The organism is Nocardioides sp. WS12 (assembly GCF_014108865.1).
Classification (GTDB): Bacteria; Actinomycetota; Actinomycetes; order Propionibacteriales; family Nocardioidaceae; genus Nocardioides.
This window is the reverse complement of record NZ_CP053928.1, coordinates 586,574-611,683: the sequence shown is the minus strand read 5'-3', so window position 1 is coordinate 611,683 and position 25,110 is coordinate 586,574. Positions and strand designations below refer to the sequence as shown.

The 25,110-nt window shown below is 62.5% G+C and carries 22 protein-coding genes; 9 read left to right on the top strand and 13 right to left on the bottom strand.

Features of this window, described 5'->3' with window-relative positions; all coding sequences use genetic code 11:
- The first annotated feature begins 4 nt into the window (after positions 1-4).
- Positions 5-895, top strand: a complete 891-nt coding sequence (locus tag HRC28_RS02770; protein ID WP_182378673.1) for a hypothetical protein — start codon at positions 5-7, stop codon at positions 893-895.
- A gap of 56 nt (positions 896-951) precedes the next feature.
- The gene (locus HRC28_RS02765; protein ID WP_182378672.1) at positions 952-1,545 is read left to right on the top strand and encodes a hypothetical protein; all 594 of its coding nucleotides are present in this window, start codon (positions 952-954) and stop codon (positions 1,543-1,545) included.
- Positions 1,546-2,211: 666 nt separating this feature from the next.
- Here the strand turns inward: HRC28_RS02765 and HRC28_RS25555 are convergent.
- From HRC28_RS25555 to HRC28_RS02745, 4 genes are all read right to left on the bottom strand, one after another.
- Complete coding sequence (locus HRC28_RS25555; RefSeq protein ID WP_182378671.1) at positions 2,212-4,086, bottom strand: ABC transporter ATP-binding protein/permease; 1,875 nt, start codon at positions 4,084-4,086, stop codon at positions 2,212-2,214.
- 49 nt (positions 4,087-4,135) lie between these two features.
- The gene (locus tag HRC28_RS02755) at positions 4,136-4,999 is read right to left on the bottom strand and encodes a peptidoglycan-binding domain-containing protein (protein WP_182378670.1); all 864 of its coding nucleotides are present in this window, start codon (positions 4,997-4,999) and stop codon (positions 4,136-4,138) included.
- A gap of 218 nt (positions 5,000-5,217) precedes the next feature.
- The gene (locus tag HRC28_RS02750) at positions 5,218-6,072 is read right to left on the bottom strand and encodes a hypothetical protein (RefSeq protein WP_182378669.1); all 855 of its coding nucleotides are present in this window, start codon (positions 6,070-6,072) and stop codon (positions 5,218-5,220) included.
- Between the two features lie 171 nt (positions 6,073-6,243).
- Complete coding sequence (locus tag HRC28_RS02745) at positions 6,244-6,702, bottom strand: peptidase inhibitor family I36 protein (RefSeq protein WP_182378668.1); 459 nt, start codon at positions 6,700-6,702, stop codon at positions 6,244-6,246.
- Between the two features lie 244 nt (positions 6,703-6,946).
- Here HRC28_RS02745 and HRC28_RS02740 point away from each other — a divergent pair, with 244 nt between their 5' ends.
- Positions 6,947-7,831 (top strand): helix-turn-helix transcriptional regulator, encoded by an 885-nt coding sequence (locus tag HRC28_RS02740; protein ID WP_182378667.1) that lies wholly within the window; start codon positions 6,947-6,949, stop codon positions 7,829-7,831.
- A gap of 72 nt (positions 7,832-7,903) precedes the next feature.
- On the top strand, positions 7,904-9,262 hold the full coding sequence (locus tag HRC28_RS02735; protein WP_182378666.1) for a tetratricopeptide repeat protein: 1,359 nt from the start codon (positions 7,904-7,906) through the stop codon (positions 9,260-9,262).
- Between the two features lie 152 nt (positions 9,263-9,414).
- Here the strand turns inward: HRC28_RS02735 and HRC28_RS25550 are convergent, their stop codons facing one another.
- Positions 9,415-9,546 carry a hypothetical protein gene (locus tag HRC28_RS25550; protein WP_272902661.1) on the bottom strand — a complete coding sequence of 44 codons (132 nt, stop codon included), beginning with the start codon at positions 9,544-9,546 and terminating at the stop codon, positions 9,415-9,417.
- 901 nt (positions 9,547-10,447) lie between these two features.
- Between HRC28_RS25550 and HRC28_RS02730 the strand changes: the two genes are divergently transcribed.
- Positions 10,448-10,996 (top strand): hypothetical protein, encoded by a 549-nt coding sequence (locus tag HRC28_RS02730; RefSeq protein WP_182378665.1) that lies wholly within the window; start codon positions 10,448-10,450, stop codon positions 10,994-10,996.
- A gap of 694 nt (positions 10,997-11,690) precedes the next feature.
- Here HRC28_RS02730 and HRC28_RS02725 read toward each other — a convergent pair.
- From HRC28_RS02725 to HRC28_RS02710, 4 genes are all read right to left on the bottom strand, one after another.
- On the bottom strand, positions 11,691-12,632 hold the full coding sequence (locus HRC28_RS02725; RefSeq protein ID WP_182378664.1) for a hypothetical protein: 942 nt from the start codon (positions 12,630-12,632) through the stop codon (positions 11,691-11,693).
- Positions 12,633-12,753: 121 nt separating this feature from the next.
- Complete coding sequence (locus HRC28_RS25260) at positions 12,754-13,029, bottom strand: hypothetical protein (protein ID WP_237111673.1); 276 nt, start codon at positions 13,027-13,029, stop codon at positions 12,754-12,756.
- 470 nt (positions 13,030-13,499) lie between these two features.
- A complete protein-coding gene (locus tag HRC28_RS02715) occupies positions 13,500-13,772 on the bottom strand; it encodes a SinR family protein (protein WP_182378662.1) in 273 nt (90 codons plus the stop codon).
- A gap of 90 nt (positions 13,773-13,862) precedes the next feature.
- Entirely contained in the window at positions 13,863-14,141 is a 279-nt protein-coding gene (locus HRC28_RS02710; RefSeq protein WP_182378661.1) for a DUF3892 domain-containing protein, read from the bottom strand.
- Between the two features lie 705 nt (positions 14,142-14,846).
- On the opposite strand from HRC28_RS02710, the gene HRC28_RS02705 reads away from it, so the two are divergent.
- The 3 genes from HRC28_RS02705 to HRC28_RS02695 all read left to right on the top strand — a co-directional run bounded on the left by HRC28_RS02705 (position 14,847) and on the right by HRC28_RS02695 (position 16,850).
- Positions 14,847-15,323 (top strand): hypothetical protein, encoded by a 477-nt coding sequence (locus HRC28_RS02705; protein WP_182378660.1) that lies wholly within the window; start codon positions 14,847-14,849, stop codon positions 15,321-15,323.
- Between the two features lie 201 nt (positions 15,324-15,524).
- On the top strand, positions 15,525-16,094 hold the full coding sequence (locus tag HRC28_RS02700) for a hypothetical protein (protein ID WP_182378659.1): 570 nt from the start codon (positions 15,525-15,527) through the stop codon (positions 16,092-16,094).
- Between the two features lie 102 nt (positions 16,095-16,196).
- Positions 16,197-16,850, top strand: coding sequence for a hypothetical protein (locus HRC28_RS02695; RefSeq protein WP_182378658.1), 654 nt, complete (start codon positions 16,197-16,199; stop codon positions 16,848-16,850).
- A 573-nt stretch (positions 16,851-17,423) separates the two neighbouring features.
- Here HRC28_RS02695 and HRC28_RS02685 read toward each other — a convergent pair.
- The 3 genes from HRC28_RS02685 to HRC28_RS02675 all read right to left on the bottom strand — a co-directional run bounded on the left by HRC28_RS02685 (position 17,424) and on the right by HRC28_RS02675 (position 21,055).
- On the bottom strand, positions 17,424-18,527 hold the full coding sequence (locus HRC28_RS02685; protein ID WP_182378656.1) for a site-specific DNA-methyltransferase: 1,104 nt from the start codon (positions 18,525-18,527) through the stop codon (positions 17,424-17,426).
- Between the two features lie 831 nt (positions 18,528-19,358).
- Entirely contained in the window at positions 19,359-19,862 is a 504-nt protein-coding gene (locus HRC28_RS02680; protein ID WP_182378655.1) for a hypothetical protein, read from the bottom strand.
- Between the two features lie 206 nt (positions 19,863-20,068).
- Entirely contained in the window at positions 20,069-21,055 is a 987-nt protein-coding gene (locus HRC28_RS02675) for a hypothetical protein (RefSeq protein ID WP_182378654.1), read from the bottom strand.
- A gap of 893 nt (positions 21,056-21,948) precedes the next feature.
- Between HRC28_RS02675 and HRC28_RS02670 the strand changes: the two genes are divergently transcribed.
- Complete coding sequence (locus HRC28_RS02670; RefSeq protein WP_182378653.1) at positions 21,949-22,578, top strand: hypothetical protein; 630 nt, start codon at positions 21,949-21,951, stop codon at positions 22,576-22,578.
- Between the two features lie 229 nt (positions 22,579-22,807).
- Here the strand turns inward: HRC28_RS02670 and dcd are convergent, their stop codons facing one another.
- A complete protein-coding gene (gene dcd / locus HRC28_RS02665; RefSeq protein ID WP_182378652.1) occupies positions 22,808-25,096 on the bottom strand; it encodes a dCTP deaminase in 2,289 nt (762 codons plus the stop codon).
- Between the last annotated feature and the right edge of the window lie 14 nt (positions 25,097-25,110).

Here is a 25,110-nt window from a genome sequence, read left to right as displayed (position 1 = left end):
ACCGGTGATCCCCGGTCCCGCACTCGCCGCCTACCAACGATCGGAGGCGATCATGGCGGAGGCCGACGCTGACTGCGACGTTGAGTGGACGACAGTCGCCGCGATCGGCGTTGTCGTCAGCAATCACGGTCGACGATGGCTGACCCGTCTCAATGGCGCTGGACAGGCGAGGCCGAGGATCATCGGTCCGGCGCTGGTCGACAGGGGCTCCCGGTTGGTCGCAGACAGCGACGGCGGCGTACTCGACGGCGACCTGATCAACGATCGAGTCGTGGGACCCATGCATCTGGCACCGACACTCTGGAGCATGGTTACCGTCGACGCCGACAATGACGGCGTCCGGAACGCCCAGGACATCGACGATGCCGCATTGGCAACAGCGATTCTTCTCTGCAGTTTTGGCACCAACCTCAAGGATCCGTCACAGCGCACCAACGCGATTGAGCGGCTCAACCCTCATCCGGGGTTCGTTGAACTTGTCGCCCAAGCCAACGCGGCCTACCAACGACACGCAGAGCTGAACGGCGCCTCGAACCATCCGAGCGCCGTGCCCATCAACGTCAACACCAATCCCGAGCGAACCGGACAGGCCACAACGCACCACCATTGGCAACCATTCTCCGACTCTTGGTTGATGAGCCCGTTCACCGCCGAGCCCACACCTGCACCAACCGACTTGCCCTCGCTACCTCCGCGACAATGCGATGAACCCACCGCCTCGACAAAGTCGGCCAGTCCCACCGACGCAGAGACAGGGCCTTCTGAGTCGGCGACTCCGAGCGCTGCCATGCCGACCGCGGCTGTGCCGGCAGAGACCCCGAGCCCGTCCATCGGCAGTCCATCGGGCAATACGACCGCAACTCCAACTGCGAGCCCTTGCAGTACCCCAGACTGACATCAGGAGAACTGACATCGCGTTCAACAACTGACTTGCGAGGTACAACTGACCAGATGGAACCCGAGACCACTGCGAATCTCATCGCACTGGGAGCACTCTGCCTCTCGGTCGCAACGACCATGAGGGGCGAGGTTGCCGCCCGGCGTAGCGCCAAGCGAACCGCCGAAGCCGACACCGCCGCCTCAAAGTCCGCTGCTGCAGCGGAGCGATCGGCTGCTGCCCTCGAGACGATGGCCAACCAGTGGGCCGAGTCCATGTCTCGCCAGGAGAAGCTTGATCAACGGCAATGGAGCCGGGGAGGCTCACGACCGGGGCCTGGGTACGAGACCCGAGGGAGCGGCCCCTGGGCTGGTCCGATGCCAAGCGGCGAACCGAGCCCACCCGTGGTGCACTGGACGGTCGACAAGACGAGCGGCCGCCGACACATTCTCAAGAACCTCGGCCGGGCCACGGCCTACAACGTTGAGCTGCATTCCGACAACGCCGTGAGGTTCGACGGCCCTGAGACACCGAAGACCATACGGATGGGCGAGGCCGTCGAGTTCCTCGCGATCGGGTCAATGCAGACCGGCACACCTGAGCTCGTGGTCTCGTGGCGAACCACCCCCGACGGCAAGCGGCAAGAGTGGCGGCGTCCCCTGCCGTAGTGTCTACGGCAGTGGACTCTGCCAAGTTCAGCCGTTTTGATAAATGCGGGCTGGGTGGTCTTACTACCTCCAATGACGCTCGAGTCCGCGCCTTATGCGATGGCGCCTGCAGGATGACCCGCTCCCGATCGCATCGCTCCGGTCTCCCAGGCTGGTCCCGCTGCGGCACCGCTGCACTGATCCGCAGCCGGGCAACCGCTGCGCTACAGGCGCAACTTCACGATCGAGGACCGCCGCGAGGTACTTCTGGTGGGCCCAGCCGGCATCACAAGCATGATCCCAACGGTGCGCCTGCTTCGATGACCCGCAGTGCCTTCAACGCCGATGAGAAGTCAGATGCTCGGGTACTCGTTCGCGTCGCTTCTTCGCCTTGCTAATGCTGCTCGCCACTAGGCCACCTCCACCCCGTCGGCAGCACCTTCGCTGACGCCACCGTTGGTCAGGCCAACCCCAGCCCTTACCTCACCGCTCGCGGACCAATGCAGATCGAGAGATTCCACCGCACCTCAAGGTGTGGCTGGGCATACGTCCGGGTTCTACAGTGCACAGGCCGAGCGCCGCGCAGCCCTCCCGGACTGGCTCCGTCTTCTACAGTCGACACCGAGTCCACTCCGTCTAGGCGCAAGCCACCGCTCAACCGGTTGACCAACGCGCCCGGCATCCCAACTAGCGGCGGAGTGCATCGGATGGTTGGATCCGGGCCGCCTTCAATGCCGCCGGGATACCGCCAAGAACCCCCACCAACACTCCACATCCAAGTGCGACGATCCCAAGTCGGGGATCAAACACAGGCTGCCAGCCCCTTACAACGGTCACACCGATGATGGCTGCGCAGCCTACGAACAGTCCGCTGACGCCTCCGAGAACTCCTACCGTGGCCGCCTCGGATGTGGAGAGGATGAGGATCTGCCGCCTCCCTGCGCCGAGCGCCCGTCGTAGCCCAATCTCGCCGATGCGCTCCACGACCGACAGCATGAGTGCATTCGCGACTCCTAGAATCGACATTAGGGCCGTTAGCGCTGACAGAGCGAGCAACGCGCTCCTCACACTGTCCTCAATGTCCTCGCGGAGAGCAACGGGATCTGGCGGGATCTCCACCTCTAACGACTCGGGGGCCTGAGGAAGGAGAACCAGTCTGGCTTGGTCACCTACCTGTCGGGCGGCACCGGCCTGGGTGCGAACGAAGATCTGTGCTGCAGAGATTTCACCGAATCCATCAATGTCGGTGAAGGACATGCTGATCCGACCCGCCAGTTGTGGGTTTCGTCCTCCGTCGTCAACGATGCCGACCACTTGGAAGTCGATTCCGCGAACCATGACCACGGGAGCCAAGCTCAGCGGTCCGAGATCAAGTTGGTCCGCCAAGATTGAGCCGAGCACAACTGTCCGGGGCGTTAGAGAAGTCACGCCCGGCGCCCAGCGAACCGAGGCTCCTGCAGCGTCCAGTAGTGAGGGTGAAATGGCTTGGACGATGCTGTCGGCTGCACCACTCCCGTTGCGGAGCACTCCGGTATCAAGTTCGAGAACTACTCCGGCCGACTCGACGCCGGCCAAGTCCTCAAGTTCATTTTCGAACTGCGAGGCTTGCGCGATGCTCAAGCTCGCCAGCGTGCCGCTGGGATATGTGGCGGAGACGGATCGATTGAGGCGTGCGTCGAACGTAGAGCCAACCTGTGCTCTGGCACTGGCTGACAAGCCCAGTGTGATGACTACTAGCGCCACGGCGAGAGTCACGGCTGCAACCAGACCAGCCGTGCGTCCCGGACGTGAGAGTTGGCCGCGAACGGCATCACGTACGAGGTCAAAGACGCGGGCCCGACCCGGTATGGGGTGGCCAGTCCGCAGATGCGTCGTAGGGCGGTCTCCGGAATGCAGGGCAGCAAGAGAGCGATCGGCGACGACCTTGCCGTCGCGCAATTGAATAGTTCTTGGCACTGTTGCGGCGAGGTGGTCGTCGTGAGTGACCATGACCACCGTTGTCCCGGCGGCGTGCGCGCTCTTCAGGTTGGCGACGACCTGTTCGCTGGCAGCCGAGTCCAAGTTGCCTGTCGGCTCGTCAGCGATCAGGATTGCCGGCCGCCCAATCATGGCTCGTGCAATCGCAACTCGCTGGCGTTCTCCTCCTGACATCGTTTCGCAGCGGGCGAACATGCGGTGTTCAAGTCCGACGGCGGCCAATGCCTCTCGAGCCCGTTGTCGCCTTTCGTCCCGGCGAACTCCCGTATACAGAAGACCGGTCTCGACGTTTTCCAGTGCCGTTCGCCGCGCCATGAGATGGAAGCTTTGAAAGACGAACCCAAAGCTGGTCGCCCGTGACCTGGCACGTTGTCGTTCGGCAATAGGAGCAGGACGACCCTCGAACCAGTAGGACCCGTTGGTCGCGATGTCCAGAAGGGCGATGACGTTCAGTAGCGTCGACTTCCCGCTCCCTGATGGGCCGACGATCGCAACGAATTCGCCTTGGCGAATTTCAAGATCGACACCGCGGAGCACCTCGACCGTGGGCGGGCCGGGGAAGCTCTTTCCAAGATCTCGCAGCACGATTTGGGCTGATCCAGACCTCGCCTCTTCGGTCGGCGCGGTGCTGGAGCTACTTGATAAGGACATCGTCGCCGGCGCTCAGTTCGGTGTGGTCGACGCTCAGGGCACTCACCCCGGTTTGCTCGCCGATCACCGTCACTTGCACCTGTCGGAGCTCGCTCCCGGTTCGGACGATCACGCTGGTTTGTCCGGATGCGTCTCGCGCAACCGCGCGACTTGGAACCAGCAGCGCATCCGAGGCAACTCGGGACAAAGTGAACTGTGCAACGGCCGCCTCTCCTGCAAGCCGATCCGGCAGTTTCCGCGTCGTTGAGACAATGACGACTGAAAGTCCATCCGATCCGTTGCGGATCGACTCGACAGTGCCGCGTACTGGCCGGCTACCGACCCCAGCCGTTACCGAGGCAGCCATACGCTTCTCAAGCCTGGCAGCAACGGGTCCGTCTACGTGCACAACCACTCGCAGCTCGCCCGTGCTGAGTTTCGCCAAGGGTTCTCCGGCTACAGGATGGGAACCGACCTTGGGTACCGAAACAATCCGACCAGGAAGCCGGTCATTGACGACCATCTCCGACAAGGGAATCGTCTTGGCCTGAACGGCGTAGCCATGCGCTGCGTACAGCCGCTCCAGTGCTCGGAGGGTGGTCGCACCGAAGTCCCCGTCATCGGACAGGGAATAGCCTGCAGACTGCAACCCTTCTTGGAGTTGGCGAACGTCTGGCCCCTTGTCGCCTAGGCGTAGGTCTCGGTAGAACGCGAACCTTCCTGAGAAGACCAGGAGTGGCCGTCCGTTGATCTCAGTCACGATGCTGCCGCTACTCATCGGCTGAAATCGCCGCGTCGGGGCGTTGGTTACGACAGCATTCGCGGGAACAGTCGCGAGCGTCAGTTCGTCGGTCTTGGTGAACTCCACCTTGCCGGACCCACTAGCCAAATCCTCTAGGGGGCCCCGGTTTACCTTCTCGAAGACTTGGCCCGGTTTCGGTGGTTTCGCCCTGGCCTCTCGTTGTGCCGGCGACTCAAACTGTCGCGCTAGCACCCAACCGGCGACAAGGAGCAGGACCATGGCCAACATGACGACGCCGACGCGCAGCGCCCGGCCGCCCCGATGCGAACGCGACTGCTCACTCACTAGGAACCAGTGCCTCCAGCTTCGCGGATAGCATCGGAACCCTTCTCCTCAACCTCTTGGGCATACTCCAGCGCCTTGTCTAGGTCGCCTTGGTGGTCGCGGATCGCTTCGAGTTCAAACCGCACTTCTTCGCGATAGAGGGTCCGAGTGAAACGAGATTCGTCCCTGCATTTCGCGTCGGCGACTGCCTCCTTTACCTCAAGTGCCGAGATCGGAACTTTGTAGGCCTTCATCCGATCGGATGTCCCAAAGCGGACCCTTTGCGAGTCAGTCGGCATTGATCCTTCGACAGGAGACTCCGGCAAATCTGGAACTCCTAGCGGAAGCATGCATTCACGCCACTTGGCTGACGGCTCGACGAGTGCGTTTGACTCCTTCGCCTGCTCATACGCCTGGCCTCCGAACCCTTGCGCCAAGCTCAGCAACGGGTTGGACGTATCAAGTTCGCGCCCTGCCTTCAGCGAGCACTGCTCGACCTTGGCTTCTTGACCCGGGGCACCGTGCGAGACTGCGTTGGAGGTCTGGCCAGGCTTGTCGGCCCGATAGCCGTACTTCTGGGCATTCTCGAGGTTGAAGAGGTAGCGCAGTCGACTGCTGTACGCGGCAGGTACCGTCCGACGCGGGTCGATCAGGGTGAACTTAAGCCCGAGCTCCTGCATGCAGGTCGCGATAGAAGCGTTGACCGCGTATTCCAAGGTGACAGGGTCGGGAATGTAGGCGTCGAGCGGCAGCGACCAAGTGTCAATGTTCTCCTCGAACTTCGGAAGGGAACCGTCGTTCGCCGGAGCGTTGTCCCCACATGCCGAGACAAGACACGCAATTGCTGCGACCGCAGCCAAAGTTGATCTACGCACTAGGAGCCTCCTGGCCTTGTGCTACCGCCGGTGTCAACGTCCGAGAGTCTGTCTGGCACCGCGGTCGGGAGCCTAGCGAGCGCCCCCGATGACCTTCGGCGCGCATCACTCCTGGCGTCCGTCCACTGCGGTTCGCCAGGAGTGAGGCACATCGCGGGCGAACCCAGTCCGTCAGGCCTTGCACTCGTCGAGGTAGCTGCCGAATGCCACCGCGCTGAGCTCGTCGTTGAAGTTCTGAGGGCCGGGGCTCCCGTTGTTGAAGTTGGTATCGGTGCTGTTTGGCGGCTTCTGGAACCAATAACCGGTGCAGTCGGGGTCCATGTAGAAGTAGGCGGTTCGCGTGTTGTCGTTGTTGTGTGCCGAACTTGACTTGTCGTTCACCGTCAGCGACGTGCCGCTGTAGTAGTGCTGGCTGAGGCGGGGCGCCCACATCTGGAACTGGAAGCGATTGGCCTGCACTCCGTTGGTCATGAAGTCGTAGTCCTCCCACAGGCAGGCACGATTGTCGGTGCATGTGGTGGCACTGGCTGCGTCGGCGGTCAGGCCGACCATCACCAGGCCCATACTCGCTACAGCCGTCGCTCCGACAAGGCCCGCAAGTTTCTTGGCAACACGCTTTTCTGAGGTCATGGGCAGACTGTACGAACGCGGACATGTGGCGTCAAGCAAAATCTGCCTTGATCTGTCTAAATACGTCCTCCAGGCAAGCGCCTGGACTCCCTGGGCGCGACCCTGAATCGAGGTGCTTTGCGTCGGAATGTTCGCGCTCCGAGCAACACGCAAGAGTCGGGAATCCAACCCGCAGGTTGTCAAATAATGACTACGGGAGTTGTCGCGTCGTGACTTTACCTGGTCGGTCATGGATACTCAGTGAATGGACGTTCGACTGGCCGAACTCAGTCGCTCAATCGATGCGGCCGAACTTGGGCGACGCATTCGTGCAGCGCGCGTAGCGGCCGGCATGACCCAGGCACAGCTCGCCGGAGGTGAAGTGTCAGCTGCCTACATCTCGCGCATCGAGGATGGGCAACGGCGGCCGGCCGCACACCTCTTGGGACGGATGGCGGCACGGATGAACACCACACTCCACCAACTGTTGATGGGGTTTGCCACGACCGAAGCCCGTCAACTCGAACTCCAGGTCGAACATGCGGCTGTCAGCCTTGTCCTAGGCGAAACCGCGGATGCCCTAGCCGAGGCCACCACCGCGGCAGCCCGGCTTGAACGGTTCGGAGATCCAGCGCTTCTTGCTGAGGCCATGCGTATCAAGGCCGAGGCGCAGCGCGCGGTCGGCGACCTCGAGTCGGCTGTCGCAATACTTGAGGCACTCACCGAAGACCTATCACCGGACATGAATACCTTGCGGGCATTGATCACCCTGTGTCGCTGCTATTGCGAGCGAGATCAACTCACCAAAGCCGTAGCGACCGGAGACCTAGCCCAACGGATGGCGGCCAGACTTGGCATCGGCGGACTTGGCGAGACGCTCCAAATTGCAGCGGTTCGCGCCGAGGCTCTCCTAAGGCGCGGAGACCAGGACGCAGCAGCGGTCATTTGCCGCGAGGTACTGGACGGCCTAGTTGGCGACGGTTCCCAGCTGAGCAGTGCAACGTCCTATTGGCGCGCCAGCATCTCCGAGTCCGCTGCCAACGGCGCCACTCCGGCGGCCATCGAACTGGCCAAGGTCGCTCACACCCTGATCGACATCGCCGAACGTCGCACTACAATCGATCACCTCACGAAGCTCTCCACGGCCTGAGACGACGGCATATTTCCCGCCGGAGGCCGTGGGCTGCCGCGGGGATTGCCAGATCAAGGCACAATGGGGCACATGGATCTCACCTTGGCTGAGCTGAGCCGCACCATCGATCCGGCCGAACTTGGGCGACGCCTTCGCACTGCCCGGGTCGCGGCAGGAATGACACAGGCGCAAGTGGCCGCAGACGACATTACTGCCGCATACCTGTCGCGGATCGAGGACGGGCAGCGTCGCCCCGAGGCGGGGCTCCTGGAGCGAATGGCTACCCGGATGGGTGTCACGTTGGAGGACCTGCTTCTGGATGTTTCGCGCGACAAGGTAAACGAACTGCGTCTCGCTCTCGACTACGCCGAGCTGTCCCTTGCGTCGGGTGAAGGAACCGCAGCGCTGCAAGCGGTCGACGTGCTAGTCGCCGATCCGGCACTTGAGAGCGTCCCCAGTTTGTTGCGCGCCGCTCGCCAAGTTCGCGCCGGCGCATTAGAGAACACCGGAGACCTTGATGGAGCGATTCTGCTACTTGAGGACCTGACGGCGAACCCTTCCCCCGACGCGTCATGGCTTAAAGCTCTGATCGCACTGAGCCGCTGCTACCGAGAGAGCGGCGACTTCCCAAGGGCCATCGGAGTCGGGGAACAGGCACGCAAGATGATCGAGGATCTCGGAATCGACGGGCTCACTGAGGCCATCCAACTCACCGTCACCACTGCAGGGGCCTACCACGCTCAGGGTGACACCGACCAAGCAATGCGGGTCTGCATGCGAGCGCTCGAGGCGGCCGAGAAGCACGAGTCACTAGTCGGCAAGGCATCTGCGTACTGGAACGCCAGCATCGTCGAAGCCAGCCGTGGCGCCACCCAGGCCGCGATCGATCTCGCGCGTAAGGCGCTCACCCTTTTCGAGATGGGCGACGACCATCGCAATCTGGCGCGGCTCCGCTCAACGGTTGCAAACCTGCACCTACTCCAGGACCCACCCGAACCCGAGGCCACCTTGGAGATCCTGTCCACCCTCGAGCGAGAAATGAACTGGTCCAGCGCTTCCGCCTGGGACATCTCCTATCTCCACCTGCTGCGCGGACGAGCTCACCTCCTGCTTGGCGACCATGAGGCGGCGGAAGAAGCCGCTGAGAGGGTCATGGAAACCAAGCCGACCGGAGCGCCCACCCACGAGGCACAGAGCCACGTGCTCAAGGGTCGCGTGGCCTTTACCCGTGGCGACCACGACACCGCCCGTCAGCATTTTCAGGCGGGAGTACACGCCCTGACAGCGGCGGGAGCCGACCGCGATGCTGCGCAGTTGTGGTTCGAGCTCGCTGACTTGCTCGCCGACGTTGGCGACCATGAGGGAGCCCTCCAAGCGTTCCGCAGCGCCGGCGCCTCGACCGGGCTGCGCCTCCCCACGCGCGTTGGCACGACGCTCCCGCGGGGATAGCGCACGCAACCCGGCCCGTTGAGGGCATGCAGAAGGGGCGCACGGCGGAACGCCGGGCGCCCCTTCCTCATTCCGACAGAACCGTCCATCGGCGGCCACTTAGGTCCGGACTACGCCAAGCGCCGCCTTCTCCAAGATGGCCCGGTTCATCACTAGCAGCAGTACGGCCAGTTGGCGCGCAGCGAACCTTCGCTGGCATCTGTCTGAGCGCCCACCACGCCCACACCCGTCACCGCAACAAGAACCAGCGCGCCCAGACGAACAGCAACCTTCTTCGCGAACATTTGAAGCCCCTTTTGTGTCAGACACATCCGGACAGATGTGTGTGACACATTTAGGAACTACGAAGGGGTGGCCCGTCTACTGGAACGGCAATTTTGATGTCTAGAGTTGCCAATGAGGTTCGAGGGACGGCTTCTCGCCCTGTCCACATTGCCCCTGAAGGTGGCCCCACCACCGGGCAATGTCTGACATAATCGCGTTGCCTCGAATGCGCGGGCACCGCAAACCAACCCGGGGAGAGTTCCAATGCCCAACTACTGCGTCAACCGCAACGCCCAAACGAACGGCGACCACGAAGTCCATGACCTCGCCGCGGGCATCGCCCAGAGATGCCTTCCGGACGCGTCGAATCAGCTCTCGCTTGGGCTCCACGCCACCTGCCAAAGCGCTGTCTCGGCCGCCAAGGGTTACTACCCACAGAGCAATGGCTGCGCGCATTGTGCGCCCGCTTGCCACACCGGCTGAGTCACCTCGACAGGCGACCCTCAGCCACGCAAGCGCCGCGAGAGCAGGGGACGCCGGCCGCGCAGGATGAGTGGAAGGCCAGGTAGAGAAGTAGATCGGTCTGCTCGACTAGTCATCAGGCGTGCGATCGCCCCATCGACCCATCAGGCACGTGTAGACGGCACTTGAGCTCGACGTTGCGGCGACAATCGATGCAGGCTCACAGACACATGAGATCGTGGCCTCAGGCCGTGGCCCCACAGAGACGGTCGCGGCGAGACGAAGCCGCGCCAACGCCCGTGGTCGCAGGCAATGCGTGCCCCATCACTGCGAGAGCCACGAACAAGGCGGCTTGCGTAGGCTCGCCTACATACAACACAGGGGAGCGTGTTGATGTCGTCCACTAGACCGGGTAGCCGACGTGAGCCGCACTGGCTAGTTCCAGTCTTAGTCGGAACAGTGGCCGCCCTTCTCGTCGGCTGGCTCGGCTGGAACGAATGGCGCTTTCCATGGGTGAATGACCCATCGAGAATCGACCAGGACCCCGCCGCAACCTCCACGCCTGCGCCGCAGACTGAGACCCCGCCCGCAAGCAACACTCCAGGCCCAGTCGAGACGCCCGTCCACCCGCCGACCTCCACCGAAAACAGATCTACGGCGCCCGTACAGGTCTCCTTGCTCAGCGACGGTGCCGTCGACGTTCGGTGGTCGATCGTGGACGATCCCGAACTGCACGGATACTCGATCTACGTGTCGGCAGTGCGTCCGGTGCAGTATGAGTACAGCGTTCCCCGGTATGCCGGCGACCCCGAAGTCATCGAGCGCCTCTACCCCGCCGAGTACCTCAACGGACTGCTCATAGATGCCGGAGATCCACGGCGGATCGAACCAGGGCAAGTCTGGAACATCTGTATTCAAGGCATGAAAGACACACCCCTCAACACCCCGATCGATGACTACATCATCCCCGGCACGAAGGGCTGTAGCGAGGACTTCAGCCTCCCGTAATGTGCGCGTGGATCCCGGGACTCTCCAGTCTCGAACTCTTACGACAACCCCTACTGCGTGACAGGCGGATCAACCCCGGTCAGGGGTCTGTTGGAAGACTGTGTGAGTGGCTCGGCGTGACGCCACGGCTTGAGTCATGGAGTCCACGGAGGACGAAGGGCCGTCGGCTGCAGTACCGGCGGTGCCGGCACCCCGCCAGACCCCAGATCGCGCAGGAGCTGGTGCCGTCTGCCAGTGATCGCGGGATCGCGTTGACCATCAGGGGCGAACTGTTGACCGCGTTAACCAAGCAGGTGCTGCAGTCAGCACTCAAGGCAGAGACAGGCCCATCGCCTCGGTTACGACAAGCACGCCCCAGCCGGGCGCGGGCACGACCCCGAAGACGGTGACGACCGAGTTCGGCAACTCAACAATGATGTGCACCGGGATCGGGCAGGACTTCCGAGCCGCAGATCGTGGGCAAAGCACCAACGCCGACCAACGTGCTTCGATGAAGCGGTGATCTCGCTGTACGGGCAAGGGCATGCTCACCGGCGCGATCGTCGAACAGCTCGGAGATGGTCTACGGCGCCACGATCAGCCGCGACTGGTCTCGACGTGACCGAGAAGGCCACCAAGGAGATGCGTGAATGGCAGATCTGGCCCCCTGAACGCGAGGCGGTTTCAATGGGGCCAGGCGTTCGAGTGGGCCTCGTCAAGAGCAGTTCTCGTCGACGTACTCATGTAGCTCCCTTGAGTCAGACCGTGCATCGGGATCTGACTGCACCGTTTCTGGAGCCAGCAGCTTCTTGATCCGGTTCTCGGCCTGCTTTAGAGCGTCAGGATCTGAGCTTGGGCGAAGCAATGCTCCGTTGGCGAGTGCACACCTGTCGTCGCCGTATGTGTTCAGGCTTGTGGTCAGGGCCGGCCACCAGAGTTTGCCGCCACGTGGCCGGAAGCCTGTGAGTGTGATGGTTCGCTGGATGATGATGGGTGCCGTCGTCGCATCCTCAAGGGTCACGTCGTGGCGGATGACTACTTCGAGGGACAAACGGAGGGTCGGCGCCTGGGCGCCGTCGTCCTGTGTGGCCATCATCGTTGTCGTTTGCCAGCGAACGGCAAGGACATGTGCCGGCTCGACCGGCGGTTGATCAAAGCGGGAGGCGATGACGAACTGCCAGTCCAGTCCAGCGGCGATGTCGTTCATGTTCGCTTTGTAGTTGGCGATTGTGGCGGGGTATTGGCCTTCGAGAACGTAGTTCACAGCCTCGTTGGGGGCCATGGATTGAACGGTCGGCGAGATGCCCCGACGCAGGATGTCGAGCGCTTGGCGAGCAAACTGGATGACGTCGGCTCTGGCGAATCCTCTGGGGGCGTCGGTTGGCAACCCATCCAGCGTCAGCACTGCCGACACCTGGTCTGTCGCGCGACTGATTTCCTGTCGTGCCTCGGTCAGAGCGTCAATTTCCGGTGTTGAGGTAGCAGAAGTGTCTCGGCGATCACCATCACAAGCTGTGAACCAAAGGAGGACCGCGCCAAGTAGAAGCAGGGCGAGAACAGCACGCTGTCGTCGCACAGGAAGCAGGGAACCGTCGGGACGATGGAGGTCGACGTCAGACCCCGTGGGCTCCCCCGCCTGCTCGGCTTGGTTGGGCATGGAAATCCTTCGACGCGGTCGGGGGTCGGTCGACAACATGGCGACCACTTGAACGCACAGATTAGCGGTATACGTCTAAGTTGTGGACGCCTATGCGTTGCAGGCTCTGGCCTGAAACATCTCAGCCCGATGGGGTTAAGGCATGCCCCGCGCTGCAAACTCCGACGACGATGAGTTCGAACACGCGCGAATCGAGTTCGGCAACCGCATCCGGGCAGTCCGCCAATCCCAGGGGAAGTCCCTTGAGTCTCTTGCCGAAGGCAGCTCGCTGCATTGGTCGTTCGTTTCCCGCGTTGAGCGCGGTCACGGAAACGTCACCTTCAAGAGCCTGCTTCGACTCGCAGAGGCGCTCGGAGTAGACCCGGGCGACCTCGTCTCCGGGCTGGACATCAAACACTGAGCACTCCCAACCGGGGCTCCGTCGACGTGGCGCTTCCAGCGCGGCGAGGCGATGCCCGGCGGACAGTTGCCGCTGCTCGACCCGATTCGACTGCTCGACCGGGCAGACGTCAACGTTGGATCAGGTCGCTGTGCTCGAAGCGGCGGATCGGCTCGCCGGTTGCTCGGGCGACGACCCTCGACACCCACCAGGGCGCCGAGCAGCCGGACTCGGATGCTGCGGGCCCATCGCCGTAAGTTTCACGAACGAAGCGGCTCGCATGGGCTGGCTTCTATCCACGTGCGCACGAGATCGGAACCCACACCAGTCGGGGTCACCAGCTCCACAACCTCGGCACCACTCACTGGTCACCCCAACCGAGCGACTCTCGCGCGGGCAGAATTCTGTTATTGAGCCTGCCATGACGGTCGTGGGTACACCCGTCATCCTCCGACGCTCGTACCCCACACGGGGCGCACGTTCTTGGGTCAGAGATGCTCCTGCAGCCACTCGTTCCCGCTTGCCCCAAGACCGCGCCAAGCCCCCACGCCACTGGACATCACAACAAGCACCCGGTCGTTGGAGTCAGTGTGCGCTTTGATTGCGTCGCGGAGTTGACGCGCGGTCATCGAGGTGACCACCACCCACGTGCTGCCGAGGCCGTGCCACCAGTCTTCGAGAGACTGCAGATACTCGATCAGCTCTGAGTAATCCTTGCCAGGCGCCTTGAGGTCGTAACTGACCACGTAGGTACTACTCATGGGCTTCCTTTTGGGGGCCGAAAGGGTTCCAAATGAAGGCACTGCTTGCCTCTGGCCGGTTCCGCGGCCAGTGGACGCGCTACATGCGCCTCAGAAGCGCGGCAACGACAACAAGTTGTTCGTCCAAGAGCCGTCTGCATGGGTGCGGAGGTACGGCTGCCCCTGCGTCGGACGCACCACGCCGACGTTCACCTTGTTCGCGGCACTCCCGACGTACGCCACACCACCGTCATCGACCCACTTGACCATCGTGGGCTTATCTGACGAGCCAACCGAGCCATCGCTATCACTACGCCATTTGTAGTCAGTGATGTGCTCGTGAGTCGACCCGCCCGACGACAACCTCACGTGAGTGATCTCGATTGCCACTGCCTGCTCCTCGCTGTTTGTGCCCAAGAGGTGGTGCCGCCGTTCGGCCACACGGCTCTGCGGGGTCTACTGGTCCGTCCTGGAGACCCATGCATCGAGCGGCAAACGCCGCGCTTTCCACGTCTACCGCGCCCCCACTGCGCGTGGCTCGGCATGCGCGGTGCACAGGGAGGGATATTCTGACATACAGCGCCCTCTCTATGGGCAACTCGTTGACTGTCTTTTCATGCCTTCCCTTCCATTGGGTCGCGACTTACTGACGCGCTGGGCCGGCCTGCGGCAGGCTTCGCTCCAGGACGCCGTCCCAGAAGTGCGCACCGCGAATTCGAATGCCTAGGGCCCGCCCCCGGTGCGTCCCAATAGGTCCTCCGTACGCGTTGACGCCGAACCCGATTGAGGAACCCCGCTGCAGGATGCGCTAATGCCGACTCGTTGGCCCGTCAGGCAGGCTCGTTGAGGTCGGCCTTCCCGTCTGCAACCTGTGCGGGCCGCCCACAGCAACGAGTGCACGGCGTGGCGACGTCGCGACCACCTGACGGTTGTGCCCGGATCCCTCTCTACAACACGCGACGCGGCCATTTCCGGATCACCGCAATTGCGCCGATACCTCTCGTGACCAAGACACACCCAGAATCCGCGAGAGGAACTCACCCAATGGCACCCGCAACCCGAAGCGCCGAGACGCACCGCAACGAACGTGACCGAATGTCCTTCTACAACCTCGGCCGCGAGTACGCCCGGGACGCGACCGAAGCACACGCCGACGCCGCTGCCGGCAACATCGAAGCCGCCCGAAACGAGTGGGCGCAAGCAGACAGCCGGTTGGGTCCTCTCGGTGAACTCGACGATCCCGAGCAGCTACGCGACTTCATTGCGGGCGTCGCCAGGGAGGACGAAGACAGGCTCGTTCACCTCCTGGAGCAGAGCGTTCAGTGGCTCGAAACTGCCGTGGCCTCCGAGAGCGAACGCGACAACCTCTCCCACGCGTACCTGTTGCTAGGGCGGCTTCACGGCCTGTTGGCCAACGCGGCGCCTCGACCGCAGGCCACCCCTCTCTGGAGGCAGATCTACAAGGAAGGAGGCGACTTCCAACTACTGAGGCCAGACCTCCTTCCCACACAGGAACGCGCCTACCTCAGAGGGATCACAGAGGCTGTCCACTACTTGCCTGAAAGCGAATGACTTCCGCCCGATTCCCAATCCGTCCGCGCCACTGTCGGCAGAAGCGGCGGTTCAGGTCCGACACAACGTTGTGGGCACGCTGTTGTGTCGGACCTCGTTCCTAGCGTCTGGAGGCATGGTGACCCCGCCCCGTCTGCCGCTCCTCTCCCTGGTCAACCACGAATCGAAAGCCGTGCACGACATCTCTGCGCCTGGCGGACGATGAAGATGTCACCGGTACGTGAGGACGTCACCTCAGCAACACCGAGGCCAGCCCTTCCTGCGATGCGAAGGTATTGGAGCGAGGCAGACCTGACGAAGGTCGGCTTCTCTACGGCAGAGGCCGAACGAATCGCTCCTGTCCTGCCAAGCGTGACCGTCAGGGCGTTTCGGCATGCGATGGGACACGCGTGGTATCTCTACGACGACTCGGGCCCAGCAGCCGTAGTCCTGTACGCGACTTATCGTCTGCCCCGGGACGTAGCGAGGAGGTTGGCGCGGTCAGGGTGTGATCTCGTGGAGTTGGTTGGGATCATCGACACGTTCGTCGAAACGCTCTTCGAGGATGGTGTCGTTCCGTATTGGCCGACCAGTGACACGGACGTCCTGCTGGAATGGACTGAGGACCAGCGCATTGCGAGCGATCGCGTGGTCGCATACCTCCGCGCAGGAGTCGACCGCGAAGAGGCCGCCGCGTTCGAGGCTGACGAGACCGCCCGACCAAGCACCGCACAACTCGACGTCCTTGCCGCTCTTCGCTGTCCAGCGCTGACCGGCGCTAACCGGCGCTAACCGGCGCTAACCGGCGCTAACCGGCGCTGAGCAGAGCCCCAATGACCTGGCGCCCCTCGCAGCCCCTTGTCATTTCGGGGTGGTGGTAACTACCATCACTCCATGATCGACGTCGCGGCAGCGAAACCCTTGGGTCATTGGGCCATGGGCACCCTCACTCTGCACTTCGCCGAAGGCGCCGTCGTCGAGCAGAAGATGCACCTCGACGAAGCGCGGGACGTCGAAGCAATCTTGTCCAGCACGCGCGAGGGCGATGGACTGCACTGGGACGCACTCGCGTGGTTCCAGTTCGAGAGCTCCAAGGTGGTCTTCTCCTCGTTTAAGGTCTCCGAGGACGGCGGATGGCCGATGGACCCAGATGAACGGCGCGCCGTCGCCAAGGTGGGTCACCCACACGGAGTGTTGCGGTCGCTGTTCGACCTCTGGTCAGACCAGGGCGTGCCCGAGCCGGAATACAGTCTGTTGGCCCTATACCAGTTGCACAGCGCCGCCGCCGACGGAATGGACCGCTTACGATGGGATGCGCTTGCGCGCAGAACAGTGGGCAATGAGGGCACGAAGGCGCTCATTGCCGTGATGGCGGACGCCGGAGCAGCCGAGGGCGACGGGTTGCCCGCGACCGAGGACCTCGACGTTGACGACCGCGCCGAACCCGAACCCGCACCAGACGCCGAGGAGGTACGGTCCGACGTCACGAACGAAGACAGAGAACCAACCATCGGCGACACGTCCGAGGGTCCGGCGCACCAACCATGACCCCGTCACTGGAGACGCTGAAGATGCACCCCGCGGTCAGGTGAGGCCAATGGAGGCGGCGCGAGGCTGTCGCTCAGGTCGCGCTACTTGGGATGCAACTTTCGGGCGACGCCACCGGGCCAAAGGTCGGCGCTCAACCCGCATTCAAGGCGCGCAAGCGTTCGCAGATCGGGCCATGTCGTTCCATTGAGAATGGCTGAGACCGTTGTGTAGTCGACCCCAGTAAGTCGGGCGACCTCCCGCGAGGAACGCCCATCCATGACCTCCTGCAGGTTGAGCGCCAGCGCTCGAGCAGTCTCGACAGCAGGATCGTCGGACGCACGCCGGGGCCAATCGTCGACGACAAACGACGGAACGAGTCGGGCGGGCCGGGGCACGCGGAAACTGTACGACTCAATGTCCTGGCCACGGCTTACAACGAGATCTGACAAGACAATCCGTGTCCAATATTTTCTTTGCGGTGATTGTTACCACCAAAACAGCACCCTTGCCGAGCTGCAGCGCCAGATCACGCAACCCGCAGACCCACCCGGGCCCCGCCGCACAACTTGTGTGTTTGTCACTTCGCACTACCTAGAAGAGGCGATCGGACTCCGGCGAAACTCGGTCGTCAGACTCAGGACCACTCCGACGACTGATCCGAGCCTCGATCAGCGGAATGAAGTCGGCCTCGCGTTCAATCGCGATGCAAGACATTCCCTCTGCAATACATGCCTCAACGGTCGTGCCCGACCCCGCGAATGGATCGAGAACCATCCCACCGAGCGGCGTGACCAGCCGAACGAGTTCCCGCATCAGCGCCAGTGGCTTCACCGTCGGATGCTTCACGCCGTCCACTACGACTCGTTCGTTGTTTCCTGGCTTGGCATGCCAGAAGAATCGCGACGGCCCACCTAGATCCGCCTGGTCGAGTACTCGTGCTTGAGGCTCGTCGAGGAAGACGTTGGTTGGCCACCGCCCGCCGGCGAGCCGGGTGCCGTCCACATTGATCGCGCCGGTTCCGTAGGCGAGGACGTTCTTGGCGACGGTGCTCGTGAGCGGCGCCCTGGCGAGAACGATCGGCTCGAAGGCGGGCTTGAGCGCTGTGCCCCAACCCGTCCATGCGCTGGCGCCAGCGCCGCTCGATGGCTCTGTCTGGGCAAGGTCTGCAACTCCCTTGGCGACGTTCAGTGACTTGGGGAACCCGGTTCCGTAGAGCCATGCGAGCGAGTCGCGGATCTCGAAACCGACGGTCTCTGCTGCGCAAGCGAGACGGTGCCACGTCCTGGTACCGCCAAAGGCGACCAGGTACCCGCCGGGCTTGAGCACGCGAAGGCATTCATGGAGCCAGAGTTCGCACCATCGCTCGAAGTGGACGGGATCATTGTCGGCGTAGCCACGCGAGTGCGTCTCCCGTGCGTGCCAGTTCATCGACTGCTGTCCAAGCATGGCCGCATCTGCATAGTTCTTCCATTGGTCGTCGCGCGACGCCACTTCGCCACTCGAGGCACCGCTATTCAATTCGTCGCGTGCCCGGGTCGCGGACCCGCGAGGGGGCCGGATTGCATAGGGAGGGTCGGTGACGATCGCGGCGACGGAGTGCGCCGGCATGGCCTGCATCGCGTAGTAGGCGTCGGCGTTGAGGATGCTGATGGTCGAGGTGATTCCGGACAGTTGGTTCTTCTGGGTCGCGGTCATGCGGCCGGTATCGGCGTGATTTTCGAACGACCGGGGATCCAATCGCGGTCAGAAGGGACCAGCTCCTACTGGTCCCATTCGGGGTCCCACACCGAACGAACGTGGGAACGATCGCCAGAAGCGTTGCGCACGTGTACCAACCTCGCGGCCGGCCTTTGGGCGGGCGCTTCCAGTCGTGCGCCTCCAGTCGCGCCTTCCGATCAGCGCACCGGCAAATGCTGTGGAATCAGTTTGTCGCTGAAGGTCGTGCACCCCGCGTCGCCTCTGCGCAGACCACGTTCCACATCGCCCCGGCAGCATCACTTCCGGCTGGGTCGTGGTCGATCACGGACCCAACTTCTCGGCCGAAACTCACGTAATAGCGTCGGATCTGTCCGCGAGGACCGACAGGACGGTCCCGGTCTTCTTCGGGTGCGTTCGACATCATCAGTTCGTAGTGACCGAGGAGAGATTCTGCGAGATCAAGGACAGCAGGACACGCTTGCTCAAATTCCTCGTAGATCTCAGCGACTGCATCCAGGTAGTTGTCAGCGCGGTGATGGTCAGGATCTCGTCGAGCCACCTCGACCGTCACCGCGCACCATGCAAGACCGCGGACCAGTTGTGCAGCCAACGCGAGGTTCTGGTCTGGGTCCAAAACATGCCCGGACTGGCACGTCGGTAGCTCCTGCATGTGCTTCTCCTAGATCGGTTCTCGACCCAGGTATCGGCAGAACTCGGACGCTTCTACACCGGGAAGTACGGCGAAGTCGGACTAAGCCGATCCCGGGCCCGGACGTCCCGGTGGCTTCTGCCGAGTGATCTACGAGTCCAGCCGTGCCCGTGGTGTTATCACCGCAATGCGGCTAGGACCTGAAGGGCGCCGACGATGTCTTCGCCGTTTGCACGACGTTCTTCGAGCCCGAGTGCCTCGTGCGGGGCGAATCCTGCTTGAAGGTAGAGGAGTGTGAGGTCAGGTGGCATTCCAAGTTCGAGCCAGTGGTCAGCCGTGTGGATAAGGTCTCCGCGCGGAGAACGAAGCGGTCCCCCCGCAACGCCGTTGACCAAGACACCGACGTGAAGTTCGATTGCCAGTTGCAGTGTCCAACCATTCGATGCCATGGAAGCGGCCGCGTCCGCTTGGTAGCCGTGGTTCCGCCATTGGATCGCGTGGCGGACGGCAAAGCCGTGGTCGCGGTACCCCGCCGCCGCATCGGCCAGGTTCGGTGGATCGATGCTCTCTCGAACACGTGCCCAGCGAGCGGCATCTGCAAGGTTGAACCCCGCGTCCATGAGGACGGTGACGCGGAGGTTCAAGAGTGCGCGAGTGAGGCGAAGGTAGTTGGAGGCGTTCATTCGAGTCTTGGCTTCCGTGGCGGCTCCCGCCCTCGGGTCTGCACGGGGTCTGGCCTTGGTTCTGGATGTGCACGCGACCGTAGACCCTGGGTCCGAGGGAAAGTACGAGATGTGCGGCGAACAGCCTCGGAGCGTCGCGACGTGGTCCAAAGGCGGGCCTGCAGTTCGCGGTTCGGGGGTCCGACTGGCTGCCTACGTCGCGGACATCAAGGTGTTCGAGATTGTCGCCTTGAGGCCGATGCGGACATCGCTTGCTTGATCAGTTGAAGGCGGTCGCCGAGCGAGAGAGTTGCCTTTGGGTCGGCGGTCGGCTCGGTGGCTAGAGGCGCTCGTTCGGCCCGTGCGCGTCGGAGAAGGTCTGCCTCTCCCTGCTCACTGCCAAGCGTGGCGTACGCGATGGTCCACAAAGTCAACGACGCAGTGGCCATCTGGAGAAGACCGAAGGCGATCACGACGATCAAGAGCGTGGGTTCCGGGACCGTCGATACCTGTTTGGACAGTAGGTCCCACATGACGGTAGCCACGAATAGGGCCACCGCAAGAGCGCAGGCCTTCGGGAGAAGGTGGGCGACCCTTATCAGCGAGGTTGGGTCATCGGTGCCCGCCCGCGGCCATGCGGCCGCCGGCGGTCCATCTTCGTCGCCAAGTGCGCGGAGTCGCGTCGAGTTGAGCCAGCATCGTCGAGCGCTGCGAAGGTTGGCCCATCGCGTTGCCATAGTGGTTTCGAACTGTGGCTCAGGGGTCGACGGATCAAACAAGGAACCACGGCGCCCTTCGCGCTCGTCGATCACGCTCTTCAACGCGAGGAACGGAACGCAGCACGCCACGAACGCGGCACCTGCCGCCAGCTCCAAACTCACCCACCCCAACAACTGCGACCACTCTGGGTTCAGACTCCCGATCTGGGCAGCTAGCGCTTGCGGCACGACGATCGCCATCCCGGTGATGGCCGTGCACAAGGGCAATGCGAACAGCGGCGCTACCAGCTCGGCTGGAGCTCGTTCGTTTAGTTGCGGCGTTCCGGCGGTCAAGCGCACCCAGATAACTCGAGGTGCCATGCAGATCAACACGATCACCAAGATCATGAAAATGGTGGTTTGCACTGACACGAGCGTTTGCTGATTGCTGGGAGCGGAGTAGAGCGCGACAAAGGTCGTGACTCCCAGCCCCGCGACAACGGTCACAGCGGACACGAGGGCCAGCATCCAACTTCGCATAGTCGATCGTTTCAGCCGCTTGGGTAGCACGCCGGCCGTTTCAACTCGTGGTTCGAAGGCCGCCAGGGGATTCGAGTCCCGTCGTCGTCCGTCGGGCTGAGCTTAAAGGCGCGAAGTCCTTTAAGCGGCAGCACCTCGCCTAACCTCGGCCGTTCGATTGTTGTGGCAACCGTGACAGACGCTATTGCCGATCCCTCGGGATGGCTGGTTCTCTGATGCGCCTCTCAGCGTCCCGGTAGTAGCCGCCGATCACTCGGTCAGCCATCTCCCGGCACGTGCTTTTGTTTTCGTAGCCCTGCCCGCCATCGGTGGCGATGACGTCACCGCCAACAAACAGTTGCCAACCCCAGGTTCCGTCTGAGCGTTGATAGATCACGCGCTTCACCCTGCTCGCCACCGACCGCCCCCTCTCTTGTCCACTCAGCCTAGGTCAGACCACCGACAACGAGGGTTGCTGAGCGGTGCTTCGGGGGGTGACCACTGGCATCTGTGGCCCCAGCTAGACGGTGGCGCTCAAGCGATCCTCACACAGGCACGTATGCGTATACCGTGTGTCAACCAACAGGAGGTGCGATGACGGTCGACGATCCGATCCCCTACGTAATGGTGAGCGTTGATCGCTGGCAAGATTGCCGACACTCGACGGTGAACGGTCAATCTGTCGTCACGGGCGTCTGCCAGCGGTGCCTACATCCCACGTCTCGTCGATTCGGACGTGCGCTGGTTGCCGGTGCCTCGGCAAGCAGGACAACGCCAGTATCTAAGACTGAGGTGATCTTGTGCGATTGCCAGCAACCTCATCCCGGTCGACCAGATGAACCGGCTACTCGTGGTTGCGGCGCAATGTGGTGGGGATCGCGAGGAGACACATGACGTCCGAGCCGCCCACGCTGCCAGCCTTGACTTCCGATGACCGGTACTGGGCAGAAAGGGCCGCTGCAAGTGAGCGTCACAGCCTTGCGGACATTCGCGCCGCGGCCGAGCGGTGGCGGGGTGGTCTGCTCACTATGACAGGTGTGGTTGCCACTGCTCTCGCGGTCGGTACGCCATTCGTTGGCAGCGTTGTCCACTCAGGGGAAGCGCGCGCTGTCATCGGCGGGGCCATGGGGGGCGCTGTTGTTTGCCTTGGGCTTGCCTCCTGGGCAGCGATGTCGGCCGCCTTCGGGTACCCGTCCGAGATTGATGATGATGGAGCGTCGCTCCGCGACTGGGAACTCACCCAAGCGCGTACCGCCAAAGGCTGGTTGACATGCGCCCGATGGGCGACGGCATTTGGATTTGTACTCTTGCTGCTGGCAGGGATGGTCGGCTTCTTCGGATCCTCGGACAGGACGACATTCTCGTCCGTGAGGCTGAAGAACGGATCGGAGCTCTGCGGGACTCTTTCGTTCCGGGAAGGGGGTTCGGTTGCCGTGATCACGGCAGAAGATGGTTCCGTGACGTCGGTGCGCCTGTCGCGAGTTCGAGGCATCGACTTGAGCTCCCATTGCGACGATTGACCTCATGTGTCAGCGAGTCTCGACTCTTAGTATATGAGCCCCTGGTGTCGACTCCGAGAACCGTTGGTTTCAACCACGGAGCCTTTAGGTGACTGCGTGCTTGGTTCCGAGACACGTGGGACCACCTTTGAAGTCATCGACAGGATTACTGCGGGGATGTCTGTTGCTGTCGACGTTCGGGACATTCCGGGACGACTGCCCTTGGGTAGTGGGACCTAACGAGACGGAACTAGAGGACCTCGCGAGGTGGTTCGCGCATCCAGTCATCGATCTTGACGTCCGGGAACTCTGGAGCGGTCGGACAGATGTAGCTGCCTTGAATGAAATCGTCAGCGTTGAGTTCGCGTTCAGGGTCACTGACCTGAACGTTGAAGAACACCAGTTGTGCGACGCGTTCGCCCGGATAAAGGGTGAGGGGGACCGTGCCGAGGTTCACCAGCTCGAGCGTGAGACATCCGCGGTACAGCGGATGGACTTGGACCGCTGTGGCGGTTATGAGCCCGAGCCGGCCATAGGACGAGCGCGTGATGACTTGCGCTCCGACGTCGATCGGCAAAGCGATGTACTCCAGAGCTGAGGCAAGTACGACTTCGCCTGGGTGTAGCACGAACGGGCTATTGAATGGGCGTTCGATGAAGCGCTGGACCGCTCTGGGGTTGTTGCCGCGTCGGGCGTTGAATGTCGAGATTCCGGTGCGCTGGAAGACGATGAAGCGGTTGCCCAGTCGGAGATCGATACTTGCGGCGGTTCCGGGTTCAATGATGCGAGGCGTAACGATGATTCGGCGCCAGTAGTCGCGACAATCGAGTCGGCGCTGGATTTCCTCGTGGCCCAGGATCGCCCCCGGCATTGCCGTGGCGAGCGGTGTCGACGTAGGTGTGCTCGTTGGATTCGTAGCAAGTTGCGGATACTTCGTAAGCAACTGAATGGTCTCGATGGACTTGAGCAGCAGTCGGTCGACTGGAATTTTCCGGTGGACGCCGTTCGGGTTGGTCGCTGAGTCGTCATCGTGTTCTCGTTGCGTGACGGCGAGCCATCCGGCGTTCATGACGTCGACGTCGTCCAGCTCGAGCAATGGACCGGGCGGCGCCACTTCGTCGCCGCCCTGTGTCGTCGTTGCAGTGAAGGCGTCGGCGGCGGCATGAAACGGGGGTAGACCGAACTTGATCTGTTGTAGCGCCAACCCGATGGATTGCTTACGGTTGTCATCGGTTACGTCGCATTGTTCATCGGGCCACGTGTCGACGAACTCATAGATCTTGGTCCTGTTGTCGCGGATGTAACGAAACATCTCGCCGGCCCAGTCCTCGAGTTCGGGAATGGGATCCCAGCCATGCTCGGCGTCTCCGGCCTTGCGCCAAGGGGAGACGATGGGGTCGAACTCGACAGGCACTTCACCGAGGTAGTCGAGCATGATCTCGGTTCGGAAGTACCCTGGCGGGTGGCTGATGGTCAGTGGAGCCCAACTGCCGACAGCGGTGAGGAAGTTGGCCATGGCGGCGATGGCTGCGGGCCCGAAACGTCGGACCATGACCAGGTCACAGACGATTTCTTCGACCCAGTCATTCGCGATGGCTACGCGGGCGGCGACCGGTGATGCGGGAGTGTCTGCCTTTTCCGACGCAGGTTCGCCGAGGCCGGGAGGCTGAGGGATGAGGAGTTGTTGGACGCGTCTTTCCTTTTCGATGATTTGTTCGAGACGGTCCAGGTCAAGTCTGTCGAGAATCTTGATGCGGTTCAGAAGGTAGATCTGCTGTTCACCCGACAGTTCCACGCCGCCGACCTGGTGGCTCGAACTCTCATTTTGCTCCGTCTGATTTCGCTCGTCCGTGGCCAACTTAAGGTGGGCAAGTTCGTGACCGAGAACGATCGGCCAGTAGCGCGGCGCGCCGGCCTCATGAAAGGGCGTACGGAATACCGCGACTGGGGGTGGAGGATCGGGACGCTCCTCGTCCTCATCGATCCGAATCTCTGGTTGGATCGCTTCTTGGAAGAAGATGTCCTGACGGGCGTCGTCGACGACCTTGTCGAGCTGGTCTGGATCGCCAGCGGTGATTAGTCCGTAGTGGTCTCTGATTCCGAGACTCCGGATGCCTGACTGCAGCGCCGTGTCGAGTGCGGTGGGAATGTCAGCGCTGTGTGGCGACGTGAACCAGCGTTCGATGTTCTTGGTTGCCTCAATCAGGTTGGCTGCAATGGCCCTTAGGTTGAGGAGCAGAACATCGCTTCGCGTAGCGCGTTCGAAGCGACGGTTGATGACCTTGCGGACTGCATCGGGATACTGCAGCAACTCGTTGAGGAGTTCTTGAGCGACCGTCGTTCGTTCGTCGGTCTCGCCGGTTCCCGAGTTCGGTATCGAAGAAGGAGAAGGCGGCTCACCATCGGCCCCGAGATATCGTCCGGCGAGTTCAGCAAGTTCATCTTCAAGGCTGTTGAGTCGATCGGAGAGCGCGCGCTTGAACTCGACTGCCTGAGGGTGGCGAACTTGCTTCTTGTCGCCGGCGTCGGAGGTTCCCATAAGGGGTAATCCTG